Source organism: Streptomyces sp. V4I8, from assembly GCF_041261225.1.
In the GTDB taxonomy this organism is placed as follows: Bacteria; Actinomycetota; Actinomycetes; order Streptomycetales; family Streptomycetaceae; genus Streptomyces.
Genome location: NZ_JBGCCN010000001.1, coordinates 4782361 through 4806040, shown reverse-complemented (window position 1 = coordinate 4806040; position 23680 = coordinate 4782361). Strand labels below are relative to the sequence as shown.

Annotated in this window: 26 protein-coding genes, 1 pseudogene and 1 riboswitch; of the genes and pseudogenes, 12 read left to right on the top strand and 15 right to left on the bottom strand. The window is 70.3% G+C overall.

Features of this window, described 5'->3' with window-relative positions; genetic code table 11:
* Nucleotides 1-8: 8 nt before the first annotated feature.
* On the bottom strand, nucleotides 9-953 hold the full coding sequence (locus tag ABIE67_RS21610) for a glucosyl-3-phosphoglycerate synthase (RefSeq protein WP_370259912.1): 945 nt from the start codon (nucleotides 951-953) through the stop codon (nucleotides 9-11).
* 170 nt (nucleotides 954-1123) lie between these two features.
* Nucleotides 1124-1262, top strand: a riboswitch (SAM riboswitch).
* Between the two features lie 18 nt (nucleotides 1263-1280).
* Here ABIE67_RS21610 and thrC point away from each other — a divergent pair.
* The 6 genes from thrC to ABIE67_RS21580 all read left to right on the top strand — a co-directional run bounded on the left by thrC (nucleotide 1281) and on the right by ABIE67_RS21580 (nucleotide 7338).
* Nucleotides 1281-2579, top strand: a complete 1299-nt coding sequence (gene thrC, locus ABIE67_RS21605) for a threonine synthase (protein WP_370259910.1) — start codon at nucleotides 1281-1283, stop codon at nucleotides 2577-2579.
* Between the two features lie 110 nt (nucleotides 2580-2689).
* Nucleotides 2690-2965 carry a MoaD/ThiS family protein gene (locus tag ABIE67_RS21600; RefSeq protein WP_148000006.1) on the top strand — a complete coding sequence of 92 codons (276 nt, stop codon included), beginning with the start codon at nucleotides 2690-2692 and terminating at the stop codon, nucleotides 2963-2965.
* A 448-nt stretch (nucleotides 2966-3413) separates the two neighbouring features.
* Nucleotides 3414-3620: a cold-shock protein gene (locus ABIE67_RS21595; protein WP_019057200.1), complete on the top strand. Its 207-nt coding sequence runs from the start codon at nucleotides 3414-3416 to the stop codon at nucleotides 3618-3620.
* 342 nt (nucleotides 3621-3962) lie between these two features.
* Entirely contained in the window at nucleotides 3963-5585 is a 1623-nt protein-coding gene (gene groL, locus ABIE67_RS21590) for a chaperonin GroEL (RefSeq protein ID WP_370259906.1), read from the top strand.
* A gap of 337 nt (nucleotides 5586-5922) precedes the next feature.
* Entirely contained in the window at nucleotides 5923-7050 is a 1128-nt protein-coding gene (locus ABIE67_RS21585) for an NADH:flavin oxidoreductase (protein WP_370259904.1), read from the top strand.
* A 156-nt stretch (nucleotides 7051-7206) separates the two neighbouring features.
* Nucleotides 7207-7338 (top strand): hypothetical protein, encoded by a 132-nt coding sequence (locus ABIE67_RS21580; RefSeq protein WP_370259902.1) that lies wholly within the window; start codon nucleotides 7207-7209, stop codon nucleotides 7336-7338.
* Here ABIE67_RS21580 and ABIE67_RS21575 read toward each other — a convergent pair whose 3' ends face one another.
* The 6 genes from ABIE67_RS21575 to ABIE67_RS21550 all read right to left on the bottom strand — a co-directional run bounded on the left by ABIE67_RS21575 (nucleotide 7339) and on the right by ABIE67_RS21550 (nucleotide 11340).
* Nucleotides 7339-7908 (bottom strand): hypothetical protein, encoded by a 570-nt coding sequence (locus tag ABIE67_RS21575; RefSeq protein WP_370259900.1) that lies wholly within the window; start codon nucleotides 7906-7908, stop codon nucleotides 7339-7341.
* A 5-nt stretch (nucleotides 7909-7913) separates the two neighbouring features.
* Nucleotides 7914-8594 carry a Uma2 family endonuclease gene (locus ABIE67_RS21570; RefSeq protein WP_370259898.1) on the bottom strand — a complete coding sequence of 227 codons (681 nt, stop codon included), beginning with the start codon at nucleotides 8592-8594 and terminating at the stop codon, nucleotides 7914-7916.
* A gap of 59 nt (nucleotides 8595-8653) precedes the next feature.
* Entirely contained in the window at nucleotides 8654-9529 is an 876-nt protein-coding gene (locus ABIE67_RS21565) for a hypothetical protein (RefSeq protein ID WP_370259897.1), read from the bottom strand.
* 236 nt (nucleotides 9530-9765) lie between these two features.
* Entirely contained in the window at nucleotides 9766-10290 is a 525-nt protein-coding gene (locus ABIE67_RS21560; RefSeq protein WP_370259895.1) for a DinB family protein, read from the bottom strand.
* 26 nt (nucleotides 10291-10316) lie between these two features.
* Nucleotides 10317-10517, bottom strand: a complete 201-nt coding sequence (locus tag ABIE67_RS21555; protein WP_370259893.1) for a DUF397 domain-containing protein — start codon at nucleotides 10515-10517, stop codon at nucleotides 10317-10319.
* A complete protein-coding gene (locus ABIE67_RS21550) occupies nucleotides 10501-11340 on the bottom strand; it encodes a Scr1 family TA system antitoxin-like transcriptional regulator (RefSeq protein ID WP_370259889.1) in 840 nt (279 codons plus the stop codon). Before ABIE67_RS21550 ends, ABIE67_RS21555 begins: the two co-directional genes overlap by 17 nt.
* A 115-nt stretch (nucleotides 11341-11455) precedes the next feature.
* Here ABIE67_RS21550 and ABIE67_RS21545 point away from each other — a divergent pair, with 115 nt between their 5' ends.
* Nucleotides 11456-11719, top strand: coding sequence for a hypothetical protein (locus ABIE67_RS21545; RefSeq protein WP_370259887.1), 264 nt, complete (start codon nucleotides 11456-11458; stop codon nucleotides 11717-11719).
* A 3-nt stretch (nucleotides 11720-11722) separates the two neighbouring features.
* Here ABIE67_RS21545 and ABIE67_RS21540 read toward each other — a convergent pair whose 3' ends face one another.
* Nucleotides 11723-15649 (bottom strand): hypothetical protein, encoded by a 3927-nt coding sequence (locus tag ABIE67_RS21540; RefSeq protein WP_370259885.1) that lies wholly within the window; start codon nucleotides 15647-15649, stop codon nucleotides 11723-11725.
* Between the two features lie 192 nt (nucleotides 15650-15841).
* Between ABIE67_RS21540 and ABIE67_RS21535 the strand changes: the two genes are divergently transcribed.
* Entirely contained in the window at nucleotides 15842-15964 is a 123-nt protein-coding gene (locus ABIE67_RS21535; protein ID WP_370259883.1) for a hypothetical protein, read from the top strand.
* 73 nt (nucleotides 15965-16037) lie between these two features.
* Here ABIE67_RS21535 and ABIE67_RS21530 read toward each other — a convergent pair whose 3' ends face one another.
* Nucleotides 16038-16877 (bottom strand): aldo/keto reductase, encoded by an 840-nt coding sequence (locus tag ABIE67_RS21530; RefSeq protein ID WP_370259881.1) that lies wholly within the window; start codon nucleotides 16875-16877, stop codon nucleotides 16038-16040.
* A gap of 32 nt (nucleotides 16878-16909) precedes the next feature.
* On the opposite strand from ABIE67_RS21530, the pseudogene ABIE67_RS21525 reads away from it, so the two are divergent.
* Nucleotides 16910-17096: pseudogene (locus ABIE67_RS21525) on the top strand (SAM-dependent methyltransferase); the annotation flags it as partial.
* Between the two features lie 127 nt (nucleotides 17097-17223).
* Here the strand turns inward: ABIE67_RS21525 and murQ are convergent.
* Together murQ and ABIE67_RS21515 are read right to left on the bottom strand one after the other, a co-directional pair.
* Nucleotides 17224-18156 carry an N-acetylmuramic acid 6-phosphate etherase gene (murQ, locus tag ABIE67_RS21520; protein WP_370259879.1) on the bottom strand — a complete coding sequence of 311 codons (933 nt, stop codon included), beginning with the start codon at nucleotides 18154-18156 and terminating at the stop codon, nucleotides 17224-17226.
* A gap of 82 nt (nucleotides 18157-18238) precedes the next feature.
* Nucleotides 18239-19162 (bottom strand): MurR/RpiR family transcriptional regulator, encoded by a 924-nt coding sequence (locus ABIE67_RS21515; protein ID WP_370259876.1) that lies wholly within the window; start codon nucleotides 19160-19162, stop codon nucleotides 18239-18241.
* A gap of 55 nt (nucleotides 19163-19217) precedes the next feature.
* Between ABIE67_RS21515 and ABIE67_RS21510 the strand changes: the two genes are divergently transcribed.
* Both ABIE67_RS21510 and ABIE67_RS21505 read left to right on the top strand, forming a co-directional pair.
* A complete protein-coding gene (locus ABIE67_RS21510) occupies nucleotides 19218-19616 on the top strand; it encodes a hypothetical protein (RefSeq protein ID WP_370259872.1) in 399 nt (132 codons plus the stop codon).
* 4 nt (nucleotides 19617-19620) lie between these two features.
* Nucleotides 19621-19890 carry a DUF4031 domain-containing protein gene (locus tag ABIE67_RS21505; RefSeq protein WP_370259870.1) on the top strand — a complete coding sequence of 90 codons (270 nt, stop codon included), beginning with the start codon at nucleotides 19621-19623 and terminating at the stop codon, nucleotides 19888-19890.
* 72 nt (nucleotides 19891-19962) lie between these two features.
* Here the strand turns inward: ABIE67_RS21505 and ABIE67_RS21500 are convergent, their stop codons facing one another.
* From ABIE67_RS21500 to ABIE67_RS21485, 4 genes are all read right to left on the bottom strand, one after another.
* A complete protein-coding gene (locus tag ABIE67_RS21500) occupies nucleotides 19963-20436 on the bottom strand; it encodes a carboxymuconolactone decarboxylase family protein (protein ID WP_370259868.1) in 474 nt (157 codons plus the stop codon).
* Nucleotides 20437-20541: 105 nt separating this feature from the next.
* Complete coding sequence (locus ABIE67_RS21495) at nucleotides 20542-20967, bottom strand: PPOX class F420-dependent oxidoreductase (protein WP_370259866.1); 426 nt, start codon at nucleotides 20965-20967, stop codon at nucleotides 20542-20544.
* 9 nt (nucleotides 20968-20976) lie between these two features.
* Nucleotides 20977-22080 carry a GNAT family N-acetyltransferase gene (locus tag ABIE67_RS21490; protein ID WP_370259864.1) on the bottom strand — a complete coding sequence of 368 codons (1104 nt, stop codon included), beginning with the start codon at nucleotides 22078-22080 and terminating at the stop codon, nucleotides 20977-20979.
* A 27-nt stretch (nucleotides 22081-22107) separates the two neighbouring features.
* Nucleotides 22108-22752 carry an HD domain-containing protein gene (locus ABIE67_RS21485; protein ID WP_370259862.1) on the bottom strand — a complete coding sequence of 215 codons (645 nt, stop codon included), beginning with the start codon at nucleotides 22750-22752 and terminating at the stop codon, nucleotides 22108-22110.
* Nucleotides 22753-22930: 178 nt separating this feature from the next.
* On the opposite strand from ABIE67_RS21485, the gene ABIE67_RS21480 reads away from it, so the two are divergent.
* The gene (locus ABIE67_RS21480; RefSeq protein ID WP_370259860.1) at nucleotides 22931-23605 is read left to right on the top strand and encodes a maleylpyruvate isomerase family mycothiol-dependent enzyme; all 675 of its coding nucleotides are present in this window, start codon (nucleotides 22931-22933) and stop codon (nucleotides 23603-23605) included.
* Nucleotides 23606-23680 lie beyond the last annotated feature (75 nt).

The window sequence follows — 23680 nt, the reverse complement described above, 5'->3', positions numbered from 1 at the left end:
AGGGGCGTTTACGCGACCTTCCGCGTGGCGTACTCGGCGATCTCCACCATCGGCGGCCGCTCCTCGGTGTCCACGGAGTACGTACGCGGCTCGAAACCGTCCTCGCCCCGCTCGAACTGGGTGAGGGACGGACGGACCAGATGGCCGCGGGCCAGCCGCAGCTGGGCCGTGCGGTAGATCGCGGCGGACATCCTGCCCAGCGCCTGCCCGTCCTGGTGGCGGTGCTTGCGGACGCCCACGTCCACCTGGGCCAGGGCGTCCAGGCCCACCAGGTGCAGGGCGTCGACCAGCATGCCCAGCTCCACGCCGTACCCGACGGGGAACGGGAGCTGTTCCAGCAGCGACCTGCGGGCCGCGTACTCGCCGCCCAGCGGCTGCACGAAGCCGGCCAGCTGCGGCCAGTGCATGTTCAGCAGCGGTCGGGCCATCAGCTCGGTCACCCGGCCGCCCTGCCCGGCCGCCCCGCCGAGGGGACGGTCGTACATGCCCTTGACCAGGTCGACCCCGGGGTCGGTGAGCAGCGGGCCGACGATCCCGGAGACGAAGTCGGAGGAGAACTCCTTCAGGTCCGCGTCGATGAAGCAGACGATGTCCCCGGTCGTGACGAGCAGGGAGCGCCACAGCACCTCGCCCTTGCCGGGGGCGGCGGGGAGGCGCGGCAGGATCGCGTCCCGGTGCACCACGGTCGCGCCCGCCGCGGCGGCCACCGCGGAGGTGCGGTCCGTGGAGCCCGAGTCGACGACGACGATCTCGTCGACCAGCGGTACCTGCTGCATGAGGTCGTGACGGATGATCGCGACGATGTCGCCGACCGTCTCCTCCTCGTTGAGCGCGGGCAGGACGACGGAGACCGACTGGCCCGTACGCTGTTTGGCGGCCAGGATCTGGTGGAGCGGACGATCGGTCGCGGACCAGGAGCGGGTGCTCAGCCAGCGCTCGACTTCTTCCAGCACAGTCCGGAACTCCTCACTGTCGTGATCACGGCACGTAACCGCGTGATCATCATGTGATCCATCTCGCGGTTCGGACGACTATCTCAACTGTCCTGGTTGTCGGTTACAGTCTTGAACAACGCGGGTGACCATCGCATGTCCTGGCCGCCCCGCCGACCACAACTTCATACCGCTCATCCAGAGGGGCAGAGGGATACGGCCCGATGAAGCCCCGGCAACCCTCCAGCCGGTCTCGTTCACGCGAGGCTCCCGGCTAGGGAAGGTGCCAAATCCGTCTCACGGCGAGATGCGTCGTGAGGAAGATGAGGAGAAAGGGCCTCGCCTCACATGGCTGCGCAGACTGTTGCAAGCACCACCGACTCCACCACCGGTTCCACGGTAGACCTCGGCCCCGCCGCGGCGCTGTCCTGTCGCGAGTGCGGCCACCGGGTGCCCCTCGGCCCGGTCTTCGCGTGCGAGGAGTGTTTCGGCCCGCTGGAGATCGCGTACGACTTCTCGGCCTACGACACCGAGGAGCTCCGCAAGCGGATCGAGGCGGGCCCCGCGAACATCTGGCGCTACGCGCCCCTCCTGCCCGTCCCGGCCGACGTGGCCACCAAGCCGAACATCAACCCCGGCTGGACCCAGCTCGTCAAGGCCGACAACCTCGCGCGTGAGCTCGGCGTCGACGCCGGCAAGCTGTTCATCAAGGACGACTCCGGCAACCCGACGCACTCCTTCAAGGACCGCGTCGTCGCCCAGGCCCTGGAGGCCGCGCGCGCCTTCGGCTTCACCACCCTCTCCTGCTCCTCCACCGGCAACCTCGCCGGCGCGGTGGGTGCCGCGGCGGCCCGCGCCGGCTTCCGGTCCTGCGTGTTCATCCCGCACGACCTGGAGCAGGGCAAGGTCGTCATGGCCGCCGTCTACGGCGGCGAGCTCGTCGGCATCGAGGGCAACTACGACGACGTGAACCGTTTCTGCTCCGAGCTGATCGGCGACCCGGCCGGCGAGGGCTGGGGCTTCGTCAACGTCAACCTCCGGCCGTACTACGCCGAGGGCTCCAAGACCCTGGCGTACGAGATCTGCGAGCAGCTCGGCTGGCAGCTGCCGGACCAGCTGGTCGTGCCGATCGCCTCCGGCTCGCAGCTGACGAAGATCGACAAGGGTCTGCAGGAGCTGATCAAGCTCGGGCTCGTCGAGGACAAGCCGTACAAGATCTTCGGCGCGCAGGCCGAGGGCTGCTCGCCGGTGTCGGTGGCCTTCAAGGCGGGGCACGACGTCGTACGGCCGCAGAAGCCGAACACCATCGCCAAGTCGCTGGCGATCGGCAACCCGGCGGACGGTCCCTATGTCCTGGACATCGCTCGCCGTACCGGCGGTGCGGTGGAGGACGTGACGGATGAGCAGGTCGTCGACGCGATCAAGGTCCTTGCCAGGACCGAGGGCATCTTCGCGGAGACCGCCGGTGGGGTGACCGTGGGTGTGACGCGCAAGCTGATCGAGAACGGGCTGCTCGACCCGACGAAGACGACGGTTGTCCTCAACACCGGCGATGGTCTGAAGACGCTGGACGCGGTGGCCGGTACGGGCCTTACTGCGACCATTCGTCCCAACCTCGATTCGTTCCGTGAGGCCGGGCTCGTCTGAGATCGTCTTTGCTGCCGGCCGGTGCGGGCTGGTCGCGCCCACGCGGCGGTAGCCGCACATTCAACACAGCCCCGCGCCCCCAGGGGCGATTAGCTGACCGGAGGTCATTCGTGAGCGTCAACGTCCGCATCCCCACCATCCTGCGCACCTACACCGGCGGGCAGGCCGAGGTCGCCGCCGAGGGTGCCAACCTCGGCGAGGTCATCGCCGACCTGGAGAAGAACCACACCGGGATCGCCGCCCGCGTGCTCGACGACCAGGGCAAGCTGCGGCGGTTCGTGAATGTGTACGTCAATGACGACGACGTGCGTTTCGAGCAGGGCCTGGAGACCGCCACCCCGGACGGCGCCGGCGTCTCCATCATTCCGGCCGTCGCCGGCGGCTGAGGCTGACCGAATGACCGATCATTACCATCGGTAACCCCGGTCACTGAGAGTTCATCGAATTGCCCCCTCCGTGAGAGAAGCGGAGGGGGCAATTCTGTGTGGTTGAGCGAGGTACAGTTGGGGAATGCGCCGCCGATCTACAGGTCGACATCCCTTTGTTTCCACCGCGAGCCCGACAAGAAGTAGCCAAAGTGTGCGGGTTTTTTGCGGCTTTTGTTCCCTTTGCCGGGCCCGACTTGACCTGAAGTCAGGGGAATTGTCCCCACATTCCCGACCGGTCGTGCCCGGATTTCTCGTCCGATTGACCTGTTGCAGACGGCAGTTGGGCAGATACATTCAGCCGCGGTCGACGCGTTCCGGCGCACGCCCCCGACCGATGGGGGGTGAGGTCTGACCCGGATCCGCGAAGTGTGGATCTGTGCAAGGGCCAGTAATAGGGGAGTTAGGCATGGCTCAGGGCACCGTCAAGTGGTTCAACGCGGAGAAGGGGTACGGCTTCATCGCGGTCGACGGTGGTGCGGATGTTTTCGTCCACTACAGCGCGATCCAGATGGACGGGTACCGCACCCTGGAAGAGGGCCAGCGGGTCGATTTCGAGATCTCGCAGGGTCAGAAGGGGCCGCAGGCGGACATGGTCCGGCTGGCGACCAGCTGAAGCACGCGTCGACTTAAAGCAGCGACGTTCTTCTTCGAAGGGCCCGCACCTCCCGGGGTGCGGGCCCTTCGCCGTGCCCACGCCCCTGCCCCCCACCCTGTCCGGCCCCGCTCGCGCCCGGCTGATCCCCCCCGCCCGATCCCCGAGAGCCGCTTGCACTCGCATGGGTCGAGTGCTAATCATTGGCGTTAGCACTCTGAAGGTGAGAGTGACAAAGAAGGACCGGGTCGGTGAGGCCCGCAGGCCGGGTGGGGCAAGGAACCACAAGGCATGTGAGCCGTCCGTCGCGGGCGCGGGCGCGGTCCGAAGGAATCACCCCCAGTCCTGGAGGGACCACTTCACATGGCCAAGATCATCGCGTTCGACGAGGAGGCGCGGCGCGGCCTCGAGCGCGGCATGAACCAGCTCGCGGACGCCGTGAAGGTGACGCTCGGCCCCAAGGGCCGCAACGTCGTCCTCGAGAAGAAGTGGGGCGCCCCCACGATCACCAACGATGGTGTCTCCATCGCCAAGGAGATCGAGCTCGAGGACCCGTTCGAGAAGATCGGCGCCGAGCTGGTCAAGGAAGTCGCCAAGAAGACGGACGACGTCGCCGGTGACGGTACGACCACCGCGACCGTGCTCGCCCAGGCCCTGGTCAAGGAAGGCCTGCGCAACGTAGCCGCCGGCGCCAACCCGATGGCCCTCAAGCGCGGTATCGAGAAGGCCGTCGAGGCCGTCTCCGCCGCCCTGCTCGAGCAGGCGAAGGATGTCGAGACCAAGGAGCAGATCGCTTCCACGGCCTCCATCTCCGCCGCCGACACCCAGATCGGCGAGCTCATCGCCGAGGCGATGGACAAGGTCGGCAAGGAAGGCGTCATCACCGTCGAGGAGTCCCAGACCTTCGGTCTGGAGCTGGAGCTCACCGAGGGTATGCGCTTCGACAAGGGCTACATCTCGGCGTACTTCGCCACCGACATGGAGCGTATGGAGGCCGTCCTCGACGACCCGTACATCCTGATCGCCAACTCCAAGATCTCCTCGGTCAAGGACCTGCTCCCGCTCCTGGAGAAGGTCATGCAGTCGGGCAAGCCGCTGCTGATCATCGCCGAGGACGTCGAGGGCGAGGCCCTGTCGACCCTGGTCGTCAACAAGATCCGCGGCACCTTCAAGTCCGTCGCGGTCAAGGCCCCGGGCTTCGGTGACCGCCGCAAGGCGATGCTGAACGACATCGCCATCCTCACCGGTGGCGAGGTCATCTCCGAGGAGGTCGGTCTCAAGCTCGAGAACACCTCCCTGGACCTCCTGGGCAAGGCCCGCAAGGTCGTCATCACCAAGGACGAGACCACCATCGTCGACGGCTCCGGCTCCTCCGAGCAGGTCGCCGGCCGGGTCAACCAGATCCGCGCCGAGATCGAGAACAGCGACTCGGACTACGACCGCGAGAAGCTGCAGGAGCGCCTGGCGAAGCTCGCCGGCGGTGTCGCGGTCATCAAGGCCGGTGCCGCCACCGAGGTGGAGCTCAAGGAGCGCAAGCACCGCATCGAGGACGCCGTGCGCAACGCCAAGGCGGCCGTCGAGGAGGGCATCGTCGCCGGTGGTGGCGTGGCCCTCATCCAGGCCACCGCGGTCTTCGAGAAGCTGGAGCTCGAGGGCGACGAGGCGACCGGTGCCCAGGCTGTGAAGCTGGCTCTGGAAGCCCCGCTGAAGCAGATCGCCGTCAACGCCGGCCTCGAGGGCGGCGTCGTGGTGGAGAAGGTCCGCAACCTCACCCCGGGTCACGGCCTGAACGCCGCGACCGGTGAGTACGTCGACCTGGTCGCCGAGGGCATCATCGACCCGGCCAAGGTGACGCGTTCCGCGCTGCAGAACGCCGCGTCGATCGCCGCGCTGTTCCTCACCACCGAGGCCGTCATCGCCGACAAGCCGGAGAAGGCCGCCGCGCCCGCCGGTGGCGGCATGCCGGGCGGTGACATGGACTTCTGATCGGCCTCGGGGGCTTTGGCCTCCGGCTGATCAACGTCCTTGCCGAGGGCGGTACCTCCTGTTGCGACAGGGGGTGCCGCCCTCGGTGCGTTGGCGGGTGCGGGTGGTTCGTGGTTGCTCGCGCAGTTCCCCGCGCCCCTTGAGTACGCGCGGTGGACGCACCTGAGGGGCGCGGGGAACTGCGAGACCAGCCCCACGCACCCGCAGCCACCCGCAAAAACCGAACCCTCTCCTCGGGAATGCGCGACCCCACACCCAGCATTGTTTAATGTGGTGCAACAATGCGTGCGCACATACCAAGCGGTATAACGAACCCCCGCCTCCAAGGAGCCCCTACGTGACCGTCACCACGACCTCCACCTCCCGTGCGGCCCAGATCCTGTCCCGGCCGACGACGATCAACGGCCTGACCGTCCCGAACCGCATCGCGATGGCGCCGATGACGCGCATGTTCTCCCCGGGCGGCGTCCCCGGCGAGGACGTCGTGTCGTACTACGCGCGCCGCGCCGCCGCCGGTGTCGGCCTGATCGTCACCGAGGGCACGTACGTCGGGCACGCCTCGGCCGGAGAGAGTGATCGTGTCCCGCGCTTCCACGGCGAGGAGCAGCTGGCGGGCTGGGCCGAGGTCGCCGAGGCGGTGCACGCGGGCGGCGGCACGATCGTGCCGCAGCTCTGGCACATCGGCATGGTCCGCAAGCCGGGCAAGCCGCCCTACGCCGACGCCCCGGCGGTCGGCCCCTCCGGCCTGCGCATCGGCGCCGAGGAGGCCACCGGCAAGGCGATGACCCAGGCCGACCTGGACGACGTCATCGGCGCGTTCGCCCAGGCCGCCGCGGACGCCGAGCGCATCGGCTTCGACGGCGTGGAGATCCACGGCGCCCACGGCTACCTCGTCGACCAGTTCCTCTGGGAGGGCACCAACCGCCGCACGGACGCGTACGGTGGCGACCCGGTGGCCCGTACGAAGTTCGCCGCGGAGATCGTGGCCGCCGTACGTGAGAAGGTCTCCGCGACCTTCCCGGTCATCTTCCGCTACTCGCAGTGGAAGCAGGAGGCCTACGACGCCCGCCTCGCCGAGACCCCCGAGGAGCTGGACGCCATCCTCGCCCCGCTCGCCGCGGCCGGCGTCGACGCCTTCCACGCCTCCACCCGCCGCTACTGGATCCCGGAGTTCGACGGCTCCGACCTCAACCTGGCCGGCTGGACGAAGAAGCTCACCGGCAAGCCGACCATCACCGTCGGCTCGGTCGGCCTCGACGGCGACTTCATCCGTGCCTTCATGGGCGAGGGCTCCACGGTCAAGGGCATCGACGACCTCCTGGACCGCCTGGAGCGCGACGAGTTCGACATGGTGGCCGTCGGCCGCGCCCTGCTCCAGGACCCGGAGTGGGCGGCGAAGGTCCTGTCGGACCGCTTCGACGAGCTGAAGCCGTACGACGCCGCGGCGCTGCAGACGCTGAGCTGACCCCGGCTCGTCGCGCAGCACAGTCGCTCACGGCAGCCCCGTGCCTCTTGAAGGCGCGGGGCTGATCTGTGCCGCTTAAGTAAGTCAATCAACTGACTTAAGGTTGCCTCAGTCAATTACACAGCCCGGGAGAACGGCTTCAAGGTGGTCCTGGCGGTGGGTGCCGGGGCGGCGCTGCTGGCGTTCGTGGTGGCGTCGTTCATCCCCCGACAGGCGGTGGCCGCCGCTGAGGGGGAGCCGGTGAGGCCGGAGGGCGCGACGGAACCTGCGGGGGCGGTGAAGCGGTGACTACAGGTTGCCCATCGGCTCGATGTCGACCTTCACCGGCGTGCCCCAGACGCGCAGCACCTCGTAGTCGGTGAACTCGTGCACCAGCCGGTACGCCATCGCGGGGCGCGGGCCGCGGCGCGCGGCGGCGAGATAGAGCTCGGCCTCCCGGCGGTCACGGCGCGGGGTGCCGCAGAGCTGCCACTCCTGCCCGTTCCACAGCTCCGGCAGCCAGCGCTGCTGGGGCTGCGGGCGGTCGCCCCGGACGCCGTAGCGGGAGGGGGCGTTCCCGGTGGTGGGCGGGGGGACGGGACCGCCGTTGTACTCGGCTCGGCGGGCGGCCCGGCGGCGGGTTTCGCAGAGCAGGCACAGGTCGTGGGCGTTCTCGTCGACCGGGCCGTTCGGGTGCTCGGGACAGCGGGTGGTGGGTGCGGCGCCGGTGACGCTCTCGTCGAGGAGGTCCAGGGCGCGACGGAGGTCGGCCTTGACCTCGTGCAGCCGGGCGTCCGGGGTGTCGGCGGTGAGGGCCTCGCCGTGCTCGCCGAGGAGGCGGAGGGCGCGGCCCAGGGCGGTGAGCTGGGCGTGGTTCATGGGTATCAGTCTGCGTAGTCCTTGAGCTTCTCTGTGCTCAGGGTGATGTTCACCGGAGAGGGGATCTCCACGGTGGCTCCCCAAGGGTAGGACGGGGACCGCTGGTAGCGGCCGTCCTTGGGCTCGCTGTAGACCGTGATCGTGTTGTTGTCGCGGTCGATGAGGAGGTAGACGGGGATGTCGGCTTCGGCGTAGCCGGTCGGCTTGTCGATGCGGTCGCGTTGGTTGGTATCGCGGTCGTGGGAGGTGATCTCTGCGGCCATGAGGGCGCCGTCGGCTTCGGACCAGTTGCCGTGCCCCTTGAAGTGACCCTCGGGCGCGAGGAAGCCGTGTGTGATGGCGCGGCCCTTGCGATATGCCTCGGCTTTGACGCCCCGCTCGGGCATGAGATTCAGCTCGGGACGCTGCTGCATGCACTGGCGGAGCAGCCACATGAAGATCTCGCCGTGGTTGCCGTCAGGCATGGCCTTGACCTCTACTTTTCCATTGACGTACTCAAGTCGCACGGTCTCGGGAGCCGCTTCGGCCAGCTCCTCGAATTCGTCGACGTCAAGCGGGCCGTGCCGGATGCAGAGCCTCCCGTCGAGGAACTCCAACCGGTTCTGCAGCTCCCTCGGAGCCCTGCGGACGAGTTCTTCGAAGTCCTCGACGGACATCTGCGGGCGTTCGGCGGTATCTGGGGTCATGGGGTCGCCTCCTTCCCCCCATCGTGCCCCGGGGTGGTGCCGTCGGGCCGTGGGCGCTGTCATGCGAGTGTCCTTTCGTGCCGTCGTACGGACATCGCGGCACGAATCTCTGCCGCCCGGGCGTGGATTACGGAGGCGTGCAGGGGTGTGTGAGTGCGGTCGGGGGCGCGTTTGCCTCTGCACGCGCCGCAGATGCCGCCGGGCAGGGCCTCCGGGCGGCCGGGGACCCCGCACTCCGCGCACTCCAGGATCCGGCGGGGAGGGCGCGGGGCCGGTGCGGGTTCGGGTGGGAGCTTGTCGGTCAGGCGGCGGCGGAGGAGGGCCGCCGGGTGGTGGACCGGCGTGGGGAGGCCGGTCGTCAGGGCGCGGAGCACGTCCGTGTCGGTGGCGCCCCGGGCGTACCAGGCGGTGACCAGCGGGGCGAGGGCAGCGCAGTCGGCCTCGGAGAGGGAGAGGGCGGGGGTCTCGCGGCCCAGGGCGGCGAGCAGGATGTGCGCGCGGGAGCGGGTCGGGCGGGGGTGGTCCGGGGGCTCCTGCGGTACGTCGCCCCGGGCGAACGTCGCCCACCAGTTGTCATCGCGCGCGGTGCGGGTGAACCACGATCGGGTGATCCATCGCGAGCTGCCCTCGCCGGTGATCCGTTCGCGGCCCCGGCGCAAGTGGCCTGCCCGCTGGAGGTTGTTGAGGGCGGTGCGGAGGGCGCACTGGCCGTACGGTAGCTGCTTGGCCAGCGTTTTTACGGAGATGTCGGCGCCGTCGGGGAGGCGGTCGATGTACGCGGCGATGGCGGCTTCGCGGGGTGGGAGCGCGGCGAAGTCGTGGGCGGCGCGGGGGCGTTGGTCCGGGGCGCTGCGTTTGCCGTAGCCCGGATTGGCCATGGGGTGCGGGGACGCGTGCGCGGACAGGGAGGCAGCACTAAGCTTGGCTTCAGCCATGGGATCGGTCCTCATCAGTCTTCGATCTCGTTGGTTAAGCCCCCGCAGGTGTTGGTAGCACCTGGCGGGGGCTGTTCGTTATTCGGGCACGCTAGACGATCGTAACTGTGCGTGGCAAGCCGAACGCGTCAAGTCAACTCGCGGGGTGGGTGGGCGGGTTGAGGCCCTCCAACCATTCCTTGCAAAGAGGGCTCGGGGCTGGCCGCTTGAGCTTCGGGCCGCGTCTTTTCGGGGCGTCAGCCCATGCTCTTCGCGCCGTCCAGGGCCTCGCGGATGATGTCGGCGTGGCCGGAGTGCTGGGCCGTCTCGGCGACGATGTGCATCAACACCCTGCGGGCCGACATTCGAGCCCCGGGCTCGTTCCACGGGGCCTTGGGCAGCGGATGGGTGACGTTCAGGTCGGGCAGAGTGGTCACCAACTCGTCGGTCCGGCGCGCCACTTCCTCGTACTCCGCCAGCACGCCGGCCAGCGTCTCGCCGGGCAGCATCCGGAACTCGTCGGCCCGCTTGGCGAAGTCGGCCTCGGTCATGGCGGTGAAGTCGGGCATCGCCGACGGGCCGTCCTGGATGAAGGCGGCCCAGCTCCGTTCCACCGACGTGACGTGTTTGATCAGACCGCCCAGACACAGATCACTGACGGTGGTGCGCCGCCCGGCCTGCTCGTCGGTGAGGTCGCGGGTGGTGAAGCGCAGGAAGTGCCGCTGCTTGGCGAGTGCTTCCAGGAGGTCGGCGCGCTCGTTGGTGTGCGTGGTCTCAGTCATGACAGCCACGCTAGGGGGCAATGAGGTCAGATCCTGACCGCATTGACGAAGGCCGCCCAGGCCGGTGCTCGGAATATGAGCTTCGGGCCGTGGGGGGTCTTGGAGTCGCGGACGGGGACGAGGGTGGGGTGGCCTTCGGCTACTTCGAGGCAGTCACTACCGCCTTGGCTGTAGCTCGACTTGTGCCAGGTGGCCGCGCTCAGGTCGCAGTCAGGGGTGTTCCTCATGGGCGTAATCCTGCGCCAACGCCTCGATCAGGGCCAGGGACTTCTCCCGCGAGTGTGCGGAGGCGACGAGGAAATCGAACCTGAACTTCTGTTGGGTGACCGTGGCCGGGTCATCCTCCAATCGTCCGTTGCTCACCCCCTCGTAGAAGGCCAGCGGAGGGGCGCCCTCGAACTCCATCAGCTTCAGGGCGCCTTGCATCGCCGCATGAGCTCCCGCGCTGAATGGCAGTACCTGCACGACGACCCGGTTCCGGCGGGCCAGGCTCGCGATGTGGCGCAGGGCCTCCGCCATCACCGCTCGACCACCCGTCACCCGGCGCAACGCCGCCTCGTCAAGCACCGCCCACAACAAAGGCTTTGTTGGATGGTCCAGCAGACGGACCCGCTCCATCCGGCCTGCCGTCCATTCCTCAATGGTCTCTTCCGCCGCTGTCGGGTCGTACGCGCGGTTCACGGCCTGTGCGTACGCGGGTGTCTGCAGCAGCCCGGGGATCAGGAGCGGGGCGTACTGCCTGATCGCCGTGGCCTGCGCCTCGGCCTCCGCCGCCTCGGCGAAGTGGTCCTCATACTTCGACTTGGCCGCCGCCGCACAGTTCCGCTCGAAGAACCCGCCCGTCCCCAGCACCTCATCGATCATGCGAGCCATATCGGGCCGCAACCGCCGGGTCCCCGCCTCCAGTTGGCCCACGAACGTCCCGCTGACGAACAGCTTCAGGCCCAGGGCCTCCTGGCTGAGGCCCTTCCTCTCGCGGGCGTGACGTAATTCCGCCCCGAGCAGTGCGCGGGGCGATGACGACGGGTCGAGGTTCTTGGGTCCCGGCATGGCAGCTCCCGGTCGAACATCGCAGATGTTGGTGTCCGCTGTCTGGCCAGGTTAGGGCCGTGACCGCCACGCTGTGTCGCGAACAGTGAACTCTGCGTGGAGAGGTGAAGCAAACGTGCGGTCGACCGAGGAAATCGTGGTGTCCCTGCGGGAGGCGCTCAGGGGTGTGGGCGTCGTACTGCCCTCCCTGTGCGTGGATCCGGTCACCGGCGCCAGTGACGAGCCATTCGCGCTCGTCCAGTTGGGGCGCTGCAATGTCCGCACCGCGGAGCGGCTCGCGGCGGTGCTGCGGGGCGAGCCCGTGGAGCCCGCGCCGACGAAGGAGGAGCTGTTGGCGCGGGTCCGGCAGGTCAACCGGGAGGGGAGACTGCCGCGTTGAGCGTCATGAGCTCATGACGAGGTCCTGGAGCAGTCGTAGCAGTCTGCGGCGCATCTCGGGTGGCCAGGTCGGCGCGGAGCACCAGCCGACCAGGGCCGCGGCCCGCCAGGAGATCAGCTTGAGGCCGCAGGCCATGGACAGTGCTTCACTCGCATGTCCGTTCATGACCAGACCACGGAAGAAGACGTGGACGACTTCGTCTCCTTCGGCGTCGTCCTCGCACTCCAGGAACAGAGACGTGGCGAGGTCCGCGCGCCCCGCGTCCAGCAGCGCCGAAATGAGGGACTCCGCCAGCTGGGAACCCCAGCCGCCGGCCAGCCAGGCGGCGTGTGCCTGCTCTGCCGCTCGGCCCGCGGTCCGCCGGTCGCCGGCCTCGGTGCACCTTTTCGCGATCCCGGCGAGTTGGAAGGGCGCCGCGAGGCTCTCGGCGAGGTCGAGTGCCTTGTCGTACAGCCCCGTATCGGTGAGGGCGTCGCAGAGCCGGTGGCCGTCTCCGTCGCGCCGGCCATCAGGGGGACGCGCCGTGGCCGCGTAGATCTCGTACGCGTCGAGCGCGATGCGGCGCGCCTGCTCGCGCAGGCCGACGCGGCTCAGTGTGACGGCCGTGGAGGCCCTGAGCTCGATGTCGGCCGTCTCCGTCGGACGGCCGATCGTCTGCCGCAGCACCGTCAACGCCCGGGCGACGCAGGGATGCGACTCCGTCAGGGAACCGGCGGCCGTCAGCACCGCGCAGAGTGCGGACACGCGGAGGTCGCGGTCTCCCAGCCGGCTCGCCGTTTCGACGGCTGTCCGGAGCAGCGTGTCGGCCGTGGCGACGTCCGTCGCGCGGCAACATCGTGAGAGCGTGGCGAGCGCCTCGGCACGATGGGTCGCAGACCGTATCCCGGCCGCCACGTCCGCCCAGTGGCCGACGCCGTCGATGCGCTGGAGCACCTCGAGGGCGAGGAGGGCGGCGGCCCAGTCCGCCCTGTCCTCGAATGGGTCCGACAGGTGATCCACCAGGCCCACCTGAGACATGACGGCGTACGCAAGGGTGTGTGCGAGGGGAGCGTTACCGCCCTCGGTCGTCAGGGCGACGGCCAGCCGGGCGAGTTCCTCGATCGGCCATTGCAGGTATGCCGAGGCGGGCAGGGGACGTCCGGCGACGGCTTCGGCGTACTCGACCAGGCGCAGCAGGTCCTCTCGCCAGTGCGGAACGGCCTCCGCCTCGGCCGCCCGGCGCGCTCCTTGGAAGTCACCCGCCTCGATCGACGCGGTGATCAAGGCCTTGAGGGTGCCATCGAGGAAGAGGAGGTGCTCGTATCCGCTCCCGGCGAGCGCCTGCCGGGCCACCTCGACCGCTTCCTCCTGGCGACCGGCCGCCAGGAACCCCTCACCCAGTGCCACCAGTGCGGCGCCGAGTGCGTCCCACTCCGGGTAGTCGAGGGTGTCCACTGCCTGGACCAGCCGCTCCATCTCCCGGACGTCCCCGAAACCCCCGTGGGCCTGGGCCGCCCTCAGATACATCAACGCCACCAGCCGTGTCTCGTCGTGGTGCAAGGACTCGGCCAAGCCGAGTTCGTGCTCCAGCACCTTCTCCGCCCGGGTGAGACCGCCGTCGTCCAGCAGGGCGTCGATCAGCATGCCGTGGACGTTCGCACGCAGGTAGTCCCCGCTGTGTTTGATGGAGGCGGCGATACCCGCCGCCTCCTCGACGCGCCCCGCGCGTACCAGGGCCCGGACGACCTGGCCGATCCGGGCCACGCCCTGGCCGCCTCCGTAGGAGAAGGCGTTCTGTTCCGCGGCCAGGGCCCTTTGGAGGACGGGCACCGCCGCGTCGAGATCGCCGAGCGCGCCCAGTACGGCGGCGGCGTCCGCCAACGCCCATGCGTAGATCTCGGCATGCGTCTGTTCGTAGGTGAAGAGCCGGTCGAGCGCCGCCCGTGCCTGCTCCGGCTCGCCTAACTCCAGGAAGTACTTGGCGCAGCCGATGTGCAGCCGTTGGTCGTCCTTGCCGAGGTAGCTGTCCATCGTAGGCGGCGCGACGGCCGCCCCCGTTCGCCGGGCGGCCCGCGCACAGGCCTGCAGGGCGTCGAGCTGCCAGTACGGGTCCTGGTGCAGGGGGGCGAACTTCCAGGCCTGGTAGGCGATCTCGGCAGCTCGTTCCCCGGCCCCGATGTCGACGAGCGCTTCGGCCACCTCGGCCATGGCACGCGCGCGGTAGCGTTCCTCGACGCAGAGGGCGATCCCCTCCGCCTGGTTCCGCTGCCCCGAGCGGACGAGGAGCCCGAGCAGCCCCTTCGGCAGATGGGCCGTGCCGGCCGTGGCCGCCACTTGGTGAAGGCCGAGCTTGAAGAGCAGTTCGAGGGCGTCCGTCGAGTCACCCCCGGTCTCGCGCACCTCCTCACGCGCCCACGCGATGGTCTCCAGGAACATGCCGTCGTGCCCGTACGTCGCCAGCAGGCGCTGTCGGCGCGTGGTGGTCACCAGCTCCACCAGACGGTTCCGCCCCGCGAGATCGCGATGCGTACGCAGGAACTGGTGGAGGCCGTGGAGGAGGAACGGCGGTGTCGTCTCGGGCCAACCGCGTTCCGCGTGCCGTTCGGCCCACGCGAGCACGTGGTGAACCTCCTGCGCGTAGCGCCCGCCGCCCACCCACTCGTCGACGAAACCGCCGTACGTGACGTGCGCCCACTGGTAGCCCATTCCCCCCGCCTCGACGGCCAGGGGCAGCAGGCACCGCTCCACGCCGTGCAGGTGCCGGGCGATCTGGCCGACGCTCAGCCCGAGCAGATCGGCGAGATCGTGCCGGGTCAGCGGCGCCTCCGCCACGCACAGCAGGGTCGCGATGCGCTCGGGGACCGGGTCGGACGACGACAGCCAGTCCGCGAGGTGGCGGTGTGCGTCGTCGCTCTTGGCCTCGGCGTGCGGGCTGGGCGTCAGCGGTACGACGCTCACCAGGGAGGTGGCCAGCGCGTGGTGCCGTGGTACCGCGGCCCGGAAGTCGGGCAGGCTCCGGGTCGCGACGACGACATGGGCGTGGCGGCCGGAGAGGTGCACCGGAAGGAGTTGGCTGATCCCGTCCGTGCCCAGTTGCTCGTCGAGCGCGTCGACCAGGAGGACGGCCGGACGCTCCGCGGTGCCCAGAGCGGTGAACTCGCTCCACAATCTCGTGAACTGGGCGGGGCGTTCCTCGGGCGCGGCGATCACCTCGTTCGACGGCAGGGCGTCGATGAGTTGGCCGACGACGGCTTCCAGGAAGTCCTGCGCGCGGTTCGCGAAGCGGTCCACCACGTAGAACACGGCGGTGGGGCAGCCCTGGGCGCGGAGCCGCCGGTACAGCTCGACCATGAAGGCCGTCTTGCCGGCGAAGGCGGGCGCTTCGATCACGTGGTAGGCGCCTGGGCCGTGTACGGCGTCGAGCAGGGCGCGCAGGTCCTGTTCCCGGTCGAGAACCACGGAGTGGTACCTCTCGAAGGCGCCGCGTGTCGCCCCGTAGCGGTCGTGGAGGGTGTTCTCCGTGAAGGGCGGCCTGTCGTCGACCGCGTCGCGAACGGCCCGCTCCCCGTCCTCGACCGATGCCTGGGCGGGTTCCGCGGGCCCGCGGCCAGTGAGGGGGTCGAGGGCCTCGACCAGCCAGGAATGCCGTCCGCGCCACAGCTCGCGACCGAGGTGCCGGGCGACTTCCGGGCGCACCACGCCGTGATCCTCGAGGGCGCAGGCGCGGCAGGCGTCCACGAACGCTTCGAGGACCACCGGCCTGGGCGGCAGTACGAAGTTGCCGTTCAGCAAGATGCTGATGCCCGCCCGGCTCAGTTTCCCGCGGAGCGTCGCGGCGGCGGTCCGGTTGTGCGCCAACAGCCGTGTGTACGACGGCCTCCCCGCCGCGTCGCGCAGCTGGGCCAGCCAGTCCGCGAACCTCTGCTGAGGCGTCACCACCGCCTTGGGCACGCCGCTCCCCTCGCCGTTGCCGCGCGGGGGTTCGGAACCGTTCGGAACGGTCGCCCCGAAACCCCGCGCCGACCAGGGAGTTCGGCCCCGTGGTTCGGGTCTGTTCCGGAAACCCGTCCACACCCGCCGTTGTTGCTTGGCTTCCTTCCCACAGGCCTGTCCACACCGCAACTTCGAGGTACGGAGGACGCCATGTCCCACACCCCACGCCGGGAGTCGAACGCAAAGAAGGCGAAGACCGCGATCCGTCTGGTCGTCGGCGGGATCATCTCCGGTGCGACCCGGGCGCTGATCGACTGGCTGACAGGCCGATAGGCACCGTATCGCTCACGCGGCGGTCTCGTGGAGCGATTCCTGTACATCCGGGGCGCCTTCGGGCGCCCCGGCCTCAGGAGCCCTCCGGCAGACCGGCCAGGCGTTCGTACTGCTCCCGGGTGAGGCGCACGGCGTTCGCCCCGAGGTTCTCCTCCAGGTGGGCGACGCTCGTCGTGCCCGGGATCGGGACGATCACCGGGGAGTGGGCGAGGAGCCAGGCCAGGACGACCTGCGTCGGCGTCGCGTCGACCTCCTTCGCCACCGCGGCGATCTCCTCCCTCGCCCCCGACCGCCCCGCCGCCACCGGCCGCCACGGCAGGAACGCGACGCCCGCCGCCTCGCAGGCCCTGAGCACGGGCTCGTGCTCACGGTCGAGGAGGTTGTAGCGGTTCTGGACACTCGCGATGTCCACGACGGCCCGGGCCTGCGCCAGCTCGGCGGCCGTCACCTCGGACAGCCCGATCCGGCCCAGCTTGCCCTCGTCCCGCAGATCACGGAGGGCACCGAGCTGCTCGGGGAGGGGAACCCCCGGGTCGAGACGGTGGAGCTGCAGCAACTCGATCCGCTCCAGCCGGAGCCGCCCCAGCGCCTCGTCGACCTGGGCACGGAGGTCGGCGGGCTCGCCGGCGTGCCGCCAGCCCTCTCCCGTGGTGGTGTGGCGGATGCCGACCTTCGTCGCGATCACCAGCCCGTCCGGGTACGGGTACAGGGCCTCCGCGAGGAGATCCTCGTTCGCTCCCCAGCCGTACATGTGGGCCGTGTCGATCAGCGTGACGCCGAGTTCTACGGCGCGGCGGGCGAGCGCGAGGTGGGCGGTGCGGGCCTCGTCGGTGTCGGGGCGCAGATGCATGGCCCCGAATCCGAGCCGCCGTACCTCCAGGTCGCCGCCGATACGGAAAGTCGTCGCCGTCATCCGCTGTCTCCCCCTCTGGTGGACTTGGCCTCGTGACGATCCTGCCGCACCGCCTGCTGAAGGCGCTCGAGCATTTTCAACGCCGCTCACCCCTGGGACCACAACGCCCACTACCACCCATGGCCCCTGCGGCAGTTGCCCCGCCGGTTCGGCACCGCCCTCGACGTCGGCTGCGGTGCCGGGGAGCTTGCCCGGTTGCTGGCGGTGAGGGCGGAGGAGGGGGTGGTCGCCCCCGGTGGAACCCTCGTGGTGGTCGGGCCGGCCCGGGACGCTGGGCACGGGGCGGACCAGGACCCCGGCGAGTTCATCAAGTGGATCGCGAAGGTGACCGGCTACCGGCGCAAGGTCAGGTAGCCGTCGCCAGCGCGGCGCGCAGGTGGCCGCCCGACGCCTCCAGGAGACGGGCGGCCGTGGGCCCGTCCACGTCTGCCAGCAGCACCAGGATCGCCGCCTTCACCTCACCGTCGGCCGCCGTCAGGGCCCGCTCGATGTCGGCGTCGTCCGCTCCCGTGGCCAGGGCGACGATACGGCGGGACCGGGCCCGCAGCTTGTCGTTGGAGGCGCGGACGTCGACCATCAGGTTCCCGTACGTCTTGCCCAGACGGATCATCGTGATCGTCGACAGCATGTTGAGAACCAGCTTCTGAGCCGTGCCCGCCTTCAGCCGCGTCGAGCCGGTCAGCAACTCCGGCCCCACGACGACCTCGATGCCGTGCTCGGCCGCCGCCGCCAGCGCGCTACCCGCATTGCAGGCCAGACCGATCGTCAACGCGCCCAGCGCACGGGCGTGTTCGACCGCCCCGATCGCGTACGGCGTCCGCCCGGAGGCCGAGATGCCGACCACCGTGTCGGCAGGGCCGAGCACGAGGGCGTCCAGGTCGGCCCGGGCCAGCTCCTCGGAGTCCTCGGCACCCTCCACCGACGTCAACATCGCCTCCGGGCCACCCGCGATGAGCCCGATGACCTGGGAGGGGGCGGTGTTGAAGGTGGGCGGGCACTCGGACGCGTCGAGCACGCCGAGGCGACCGGCCGTACCGGCGCCGGCGTAGACGAGGCGCCCGCCCCGCGCCATCCGGTCGGCGGTCGCGTCGATGGCGGCGGCGATCTGGGGGAGACGAGAGGCGACGGCGGCGGCGACGGACGCGTCCTCGCCGTTCATGAGCCGGGCGATGTCGAGGGTGGGAAGCTGGTCGATCTCGGCGAGCTCGGGGCGGAAGGCTTCGGTGGTGAGGGTCTCCAACTCGGCGCGGAGATCACGGGCGTTGGATGCAGAAGTCATGAGGGGGGGCGGCTCTTTCCGGTTTCCGGTGTGCTGTCCGAACGCGACCCGCCAAGTCCCACGAACAGTCGGGCTTGCGGTCCTATCTGCGATGGCGATGCGCCAGCGCCTCATAAGACGCCGACAACGCAGGCGCCGCCGTGTCGTACGTCCGCTGTGCCACCCCCACGAACAGGCAGTCCACCACAAGAAGCTGACTGGTCCGGGACGACATCGCCGCGGGACGCAACTCGCTCTCCCGCGCCGTCGACGTCGTAAGGATGTGGTCGGCGTACTGAGTGACGGCCCCGTCCGGCCGCCCGGTGATCGCAACCGTCGTCGCCCCGCGCTCGAACGCGACCCGCAACGGCTCGATCACATCACCGGTGGACCCGGAGTGCGTGATGGCGATCGCGACGTCACCCGCCCGCAACTGCACCGCGTTCGTCACGGCGAGATGCGGATCGCTGTGCGCGTGGGCTATCAGCCCTATCCGCAGCAGCTTCTGGGTCAGATCCTGAGCGACCAGCCCGCTCGCGCCGACGCCGTACACGTCGATGCGGCGGGCCGCGGCGACAGCGGACACGGCCGCTCCCAGCTGGGCCGTGTCGAGGCCGGCGGCGGTGTCGGCGAGGGTCTGCTGCTCGTCGTGGGCGAGCTTGGCGACGACGTCCGCGATGGGGTCGTCCACCGCGATGTCGGTCGTTATGGCGGGGGCGCGGCCCGACTGCTGCTGGGCGGCGAGGCCGGCGAGGGCGAGGCGCAGGTCGCGGTAGCCGGGGTAGCCGAGGAGGCGGGCGGTGCGGACGACGGTGGCCTCGCTGGTGCCGGTGAGTTCGGCGAGGCCGGTGACCGTGAGGGCCGCGCAGCCCGCCGGGTCGTTCGCGACGGCCTCGGCGACGCGCTGCATGGAGCGGGTCATCGACGGGGCGAGCGTACGCACCTTGGCGGCGAGGGCGGCGGGTGCCGGGGCTGCCCCCGTCGCGCCGCCCGCGCGGCCGAAAGTTTCCTTCACTTCACGGGTCACCCTTGAAAGGTATTTTCAACACCGAGTCGTGGTCAAGAGTGCGCACAATGGGTGCATGGAACCCATCAGTCCGCTGGAGCAGGCGCTGCACACCGCCCGCGCCCTCGTGCTCGCCGACCTGGTCGCGGACGCGGCCGCCGAGGCGGACGTCGTCTCGCTGGTCGAGGAGTCCGTCGCACAGCGGCGCTGGTGGGTGGAGCAGTGGCCGGACGGCGTGGACTACGTGGCCGGGCTGGTCGCCCAGGATGTACAGGACGCGCTGCTGGACCGGTACGGTCGCTGGCCGCTGTGCCCGGTGTGCGGCTCCGGCGATCCGCACGCGCTGGAGGTCGAGCCGGAGCTGGGGCCCGATCCGCACTGGGTGTGCCACCAGGCGGGCGTGAAGGTCGCGGCGGTGGGAGCGCTGGGCTCGGCCGGCCCGGGCGGGACGCCGCCCCTGTCAGGGAGCGCGTGACGCCGTGGCGATCTACATCGACCCCCCGACCTGGCCGGGGCACGGGCGGATGTGGTCGCACCTCGTGAGTGACGTGTCGTTCGACGAACTGCACACGTTCGCCGACGAGTTGGGCGTACCGCGAAAGGCTTTCGAGCGGGATCACTACGACATCCCGTCCCATCGGTACGCCGACGTGGTGCGGGCCGGGGCGGTGGAGGTCAGCAGCCGTGAGGTGGTGCGGTTGTTGCAGGGGGCGGGGTTGCGGAGGCCGAAGGGGCGGGCGAACGGCTAGCGCCCCCTCGGCCTCGGGTGTTGCGGCTCAGGTGGTGCGGCTCGCGGCCGGGCGGGAAGTGACTGTCAGGGCCTAGGCGAACTGGCCGGGCTGGTAGCCGCCGGCGGGCTGCTGGATGATCACGTTCATCCGGTTGAAGGCGTTGATGAGGCCGATCAGGAACACCAGGGCGGCGAGCTGCTCCTCGTCGTAGTGCTTGGCGGCGTTCTCCCAGACCTCGTCCGAGACGCCGCCGGCCGCGTCCGCGATCCGGGTGCCCTCCTCCGCCAGCTCCAGGGCGGCGCGCTCGGCCTCGGTGAAGCAGGTGGCCTCCCGCCACGCGGCGACCAGGTTGAGGCGCAGCCAGTCCTCGCCGGCGGCGACGGCGTCCTTGCTGTGCATGTCGGTGCAGAAGCCGCAGCCGTTGATCTGGCTGGCGCGGAGGGTCACCAGGTGCTGGGTCATGACGGGCAGCGGCGAGTCGTGCACCACCTTGCTGGCCGAGGTGATGTGCTTGATGACCTTGCCGGCGGACGGGATCTCGAAGACGTTCAAACGGGCGCCCATGGTGAACTCCTTGGCCGTTGTCGTTGGTTACACAGCTATGACGGAACGGCTCGGCGGGATGTGACATGGGCGGATGTGAGCTGGGTCACCTCATGGGTGTCGCCGTCACCCTTGGCCGTGGTCGGTTCGGCGGGTGGGGTACCAGGTGTCCCCGGCCGGCCGGGGCGGGTCCGACAGGTTCCAGCTCCAGGAGAGCGTCGGCGTGATGCGCAGGTAGTGGCCGGGGCCCACCATGCCGACGCGCTCCACGGGGCCGTCCGCGACGCCGTACACGCGGATGCCGCGGGCGACGAACGGCTCGAGGGAGACCAGGTCGTCCACGACGAAGGCCACCTTGTCGCGGCCGTGCGCGACATTGCGGAACTTGCGCGTGCCGAGCACCTCCGCGCGCGGGCCGCCGACCCAGAAGTGGGTCCCGTCGAACTCCAGGGCCACCGGGACGACGTCGGGCTGCTCGTCCGCGCAGAGGCTGGCGAGGCGGGCGAGCGGGTTCGTGGTGAGGTAGGCGATCTCCTCGTCGGTGAACGACATGGCCTCAGGCTAGGCCGCGGGCCGCCGTCCCCCGCGGACGTAGAGCTGGAGCGTCCCCTCCATGTCGGACTCCTCGTGCACCGCCCGCACATACCCGGCTCGCGTGGCCACGCCCTGTGACGGGAGGTTGTCGGCCTCGACGGTGGCGCGGAGGAGCCGTACGTCGTCCCTGGCCAGGGCCCACTCCGACAGCGCGCTCAGCGCCTCGCTCGCGTAGCCGCGGCCGCGGGCGCCCTCCACCAGGTCGTAGCCGACCTCCGCCCGGCCCTCCTCGTCGGGGGCGCCGTGGAAGCCCATGCCGCCGACCGCGAGGCCGTCCTCCTTCCGTACGAGGACGAACAGGCCGAACTCGGGGCGGTGCACACCCGCCTCGCGGGCCTTCAGCACCATCCCGGCCGCCTCCCTCGTCCCCTCGAAGGGACCGCCCACGATCCAGGTGAACCCGCCGTCGCCGCCCGCGCTCAGATCGGCGGCGGCCGCGGGGTGGACGCCCTGGAGGGTGAGGCGGTCGGCGGGGATGACGAGGTTGTTGCGCCAGCGCCACTCGGTGACCGGCTCCCGGCCGGGCAGGTCGCCGCGGCCGGTGGCCCAGAGCAGGGTGCGCCAGTGGTCGGGGCCGGGGCGGGGCTGGACGTGCGGGAAGATCCGGGTCAGGACGAACTCGGGGAGTTCGGCGGGCGGTTCGTACGCCACCCCGAATCCCTCGGCGATGTCATGCGTGTGCAGCAGCACCTCGGCGACCCCCATCGCGGCGAAGCCCTCGCGGTTCGCGCTGCGGAAGGGGTACGGGTGGAAGGCGCGCACCTCGGGGGGTGTGGTGCGGACGGTGGCCGTGAGGAGGGCGCCGGTCGTCTCGATGACGTGGATCAGGCCGTTGTTGTCGGTGCCGTCGTCCAGGGTGATCTCGAACGGGACGTAGTCGTCCCGCGCACGTCCGGCCAGGTTGGCGGCGTAGGCGATGAGGTCCTCGGCGATATGGAACGCGGTGGCGTGGCAGTCCCACTCCAGCCGCCCGGCCCTGACGGCTGTCCAGTCCCGGTCCGCCACCGTTCGCAGCAGCGCTACGCAGCTTGCGACGGCCTGTTGTACGCGTTCCCCGCTTATGTCTCGCATGCTGAGCAGGCTACGGCGACGGGTTGGTCAGGGCGACAGCATTTCCAGCTCGGAGGAGAGGTTGTAGCGGGCGGTGGCCTCCCACTTCTCCCGCCCGTACGGCGTGCTGAACAGGCTTGGCAGGGCGAGGAGTTGCCGCAGGATCGCGGCGCGGCCCTCGCGGAAGGCGTCGTTCGGGACGAAGTGGTACTCCTCGCGGACGGCGGCCGTGTAGGCGGCGTACGCGGAGGGCGGCGCGGCGAGGATCGCGAGGTCGGCATCGCAGAGGACCTGGCCGTCGTGGTCGTCGGGGGCCGGGGCGTGACTGGTGGTGAGGCGGACCAGACGGGCCACCTCGGCGGTCCGCTCCGCGGATACGCCGGCCTCGGGCAGGGCGCGCTCGGCCAGGCGGGCCGAGCGCTCCTCGTTCTCCGAGCGGTCGGGGAGGTAGACCGCGTCGTGGAACCAGGCGGCGAGCCGTACGACGTCCGGGTCGCCGGCGTGCCCGGCCAGCTCGTCGATGTGGTCCAGGACCGCGGTGAGGTGGGTGAGCGTGTGGTAGCGGCGCTGCGGTTCCTGCCAGCGGGTGAGCAGGTTGTCGGCGTACGGGACCGGGTCGGGGGTGGTGGCGGGGGAGCGGGCGGCGTTCAGGGCTTGGGCGAAGCGGGTGCGCAGGGCGGGGAGATCGGCCATGGCGTCATTCTCGCGGGTAGGGGTGAGTTTCCGGCGGTGCGGTAGTGCCGGCCCATGAGGGTCGCGGGGCCGGATCGCTGTACGGCCCCGCCGCGCGGGCGGGCGCCCCCGCTCCGCACCCCCGCTCCGGCCCGCGTTTCCTCACTGTGCTCGCAGCGGAGCGCCTAGCGTGGAGGTCATGACTTCTGCTGACGTGCACGACGTACGGGATCCCGAGCTGCCGGGGCGGTTGCTGGTGGTCGAGCGGGATGCGCTGGTTCCGCTGTTGCGGGCGAGGCCGGAGGCGGACTTCGCCCTGCCGACGGCCGCGTGTCCGGGGTGGTCGGTGCGGGATGTGCTGGCGCACTGTTCGGCCGCGTTGATGCGGGTGGTGGAGAACCGGTTCGAGGAGGGCGTGTTCTCGCCCGAGTCCAACGACCGGGACATCGCCGAGCGCGCCGACTGGACCGCGGCGCAGGTCGTCGACGAGTTGGAGCGCGGGATGACCGAGGCGGGGCCGGTGATCGCCAAGGCGGGCGGGGCGCTGGACGGCATCGCGCTGGGGGAGTGGGTGCACGCCGGGGACGTACGGGAGGTGCTCGGTGAGCCGGGGGCGTATGCGGGTGCCGGGCTCCCCGACGCGCTCCGCCTGCTCGCCTGGCTCACCCGGGAACGGCGCCATACCCCCCTCCACGCCGACCTCGACGACGTCGACGAGCCGCTCCGCCTGGGCGACCCGACGGCTCCGCGGCCCCCGGCGCGCTATATCGGGGACGCCGCCACGCTCGTACGGCTTTGTGCGGGGCGGCCGGTGGAGGGGGCGGCGTATGAGCTGGCGGGGGCGGAGGCGGGTGAGCTGAACGTCTTCGGGTGACCGGCGGGTCGGTGCGGGGTGAGGGGTTGAGCGGATCTCCGGTGGGGCAGGCGTACCCTGGATTGGACTAGACCT

Bases quoted from the DNA above. Each gene is read 5' to 3' on its own strand.
- ABIE67_RS21510 (WP_370259872.1), top strand. From the start codon at position 19,218: ATGGAACCCATCAGTCCGCTGGAGCAGGCGCTGCACACCGCCCGCGCC.
- ABIE67_RS21530 (WP_370259881.1), bottom strand. From the start codon at position 16,877: ATGACGGCGACGACTTTCCGTATCGGCGGCGACCTGGAGGTACGGCGG.
- ABIE67_RS21485 (WP_370259862.1), bottom strand. From the start codon at position 22,752: ATGGCCGATCTCCCCGCCCTGCGCACCCGCTTCGCCCAAGCCCTGAAC.
- ABIE67_RS21565 (WP_370259897.1), bottom strand. From the start codon at position 9,529: ATGGCTGAAGCCAAGCTTAGTGCTGCCTCCCTGTCCGCGCACGCGTCC.
- thrC (WP_370259910.1), top strand. From the start codon at position 1,281: ATGGCTGCGCAGACTGTTGCAAGCACCACCGACTCCACCACCGGTTCC.
- ABIE67_RS21555 (WP_370259893.1), bottom strand. From the start codon at position 10,517: ATGAGGAACACCCCTGACTGCGACCTGAGCGCGGCCACCTGGCACAAG.
- murQ (WP_370259879.1), bottom strand. From the start codon at position 18,156: ATGACTTCTGCATCCAACGCCCGTGATCTCCGCGCCGAGTTGGAGACC.
- ABIE67_RS21480 (WP_370259860.1), top strand. From the start codon at position 22,931: ATGACTTCTGCTGACGTGCACGACGTACGGGATCCCGAGCTGCCGGGG.
- ABIE67_RS21550 (WP_370259889.1), bottom strand. From the start codon at position 11,340: ATGCCGGGACCCAAGAACCTCGACCCGTCGTCATCGCCCCGCGCACTG.
- ABIE67_RS21490 (WP_370259864.1), bottom strand. From the start codon at position 22,080: ATGCGAGACATAAGCGGGGAACGCGTACAACAGGCCGTCGCAAGCTGC.
- ABIE67_RS21495 (WP_370259866.1), bottom strand. From the start codon at position 20,967: ATGTCGTTCACCGACGAGGAGATCGCCTACCTCACCACGAACCCGCTC.
- ABIE67_RS21560 (WP_370259895.1), bottom strand. From the start codon at position 10,290: ATGACTGAGACCACGCACACCAACGAGCGCGCCGACCTCCTGGAAGCA.
- ABIE67_RS21500 (WP_370259868.1), bottom strand. From the start codon at position 20,436: ATGGGCGCCCGTTTGAACGTCTTCGAGATCCCGTCCGCCGGCAAGGTC.
- ABIE67_RS21575 (WP_370259900.1), bottom strand. From the start codon at position 7,908: ATGAACCACGCCCAGCTCACCGCCCTGGGCCGCGCCCTCCGCCTCCTC.
- ABIE67_RS21535 (WP_370259883.1), top strand. From the start codon at position 15,842: ATGTCCCACACCCCACGCCGGGAGTCGAACGCAAAGAAGGCGAAGACC.
- ABIE67_RS21570 (WP_370259898.1), bottom strand. From the start codon at position 8,594: ATGACCCCAGATACCGCCGAACGCCCGCAGATGTCCGTCGAGGACTTC.
- groL (WP_370259906.1), top strand. From the start codon at position 3,963: ATGGCCAAGATCATCGCGTTCGACGAGGAGGCGCGGCGCGGCCTCGAG.
- ABIE67_RS21595 (WP_019057200.1), top strand. From the start codon at position 3,414: ATGGCTCAGGGCACCGTCAAGTGGTTCAACGCGGAGAAGGGGTACGGC.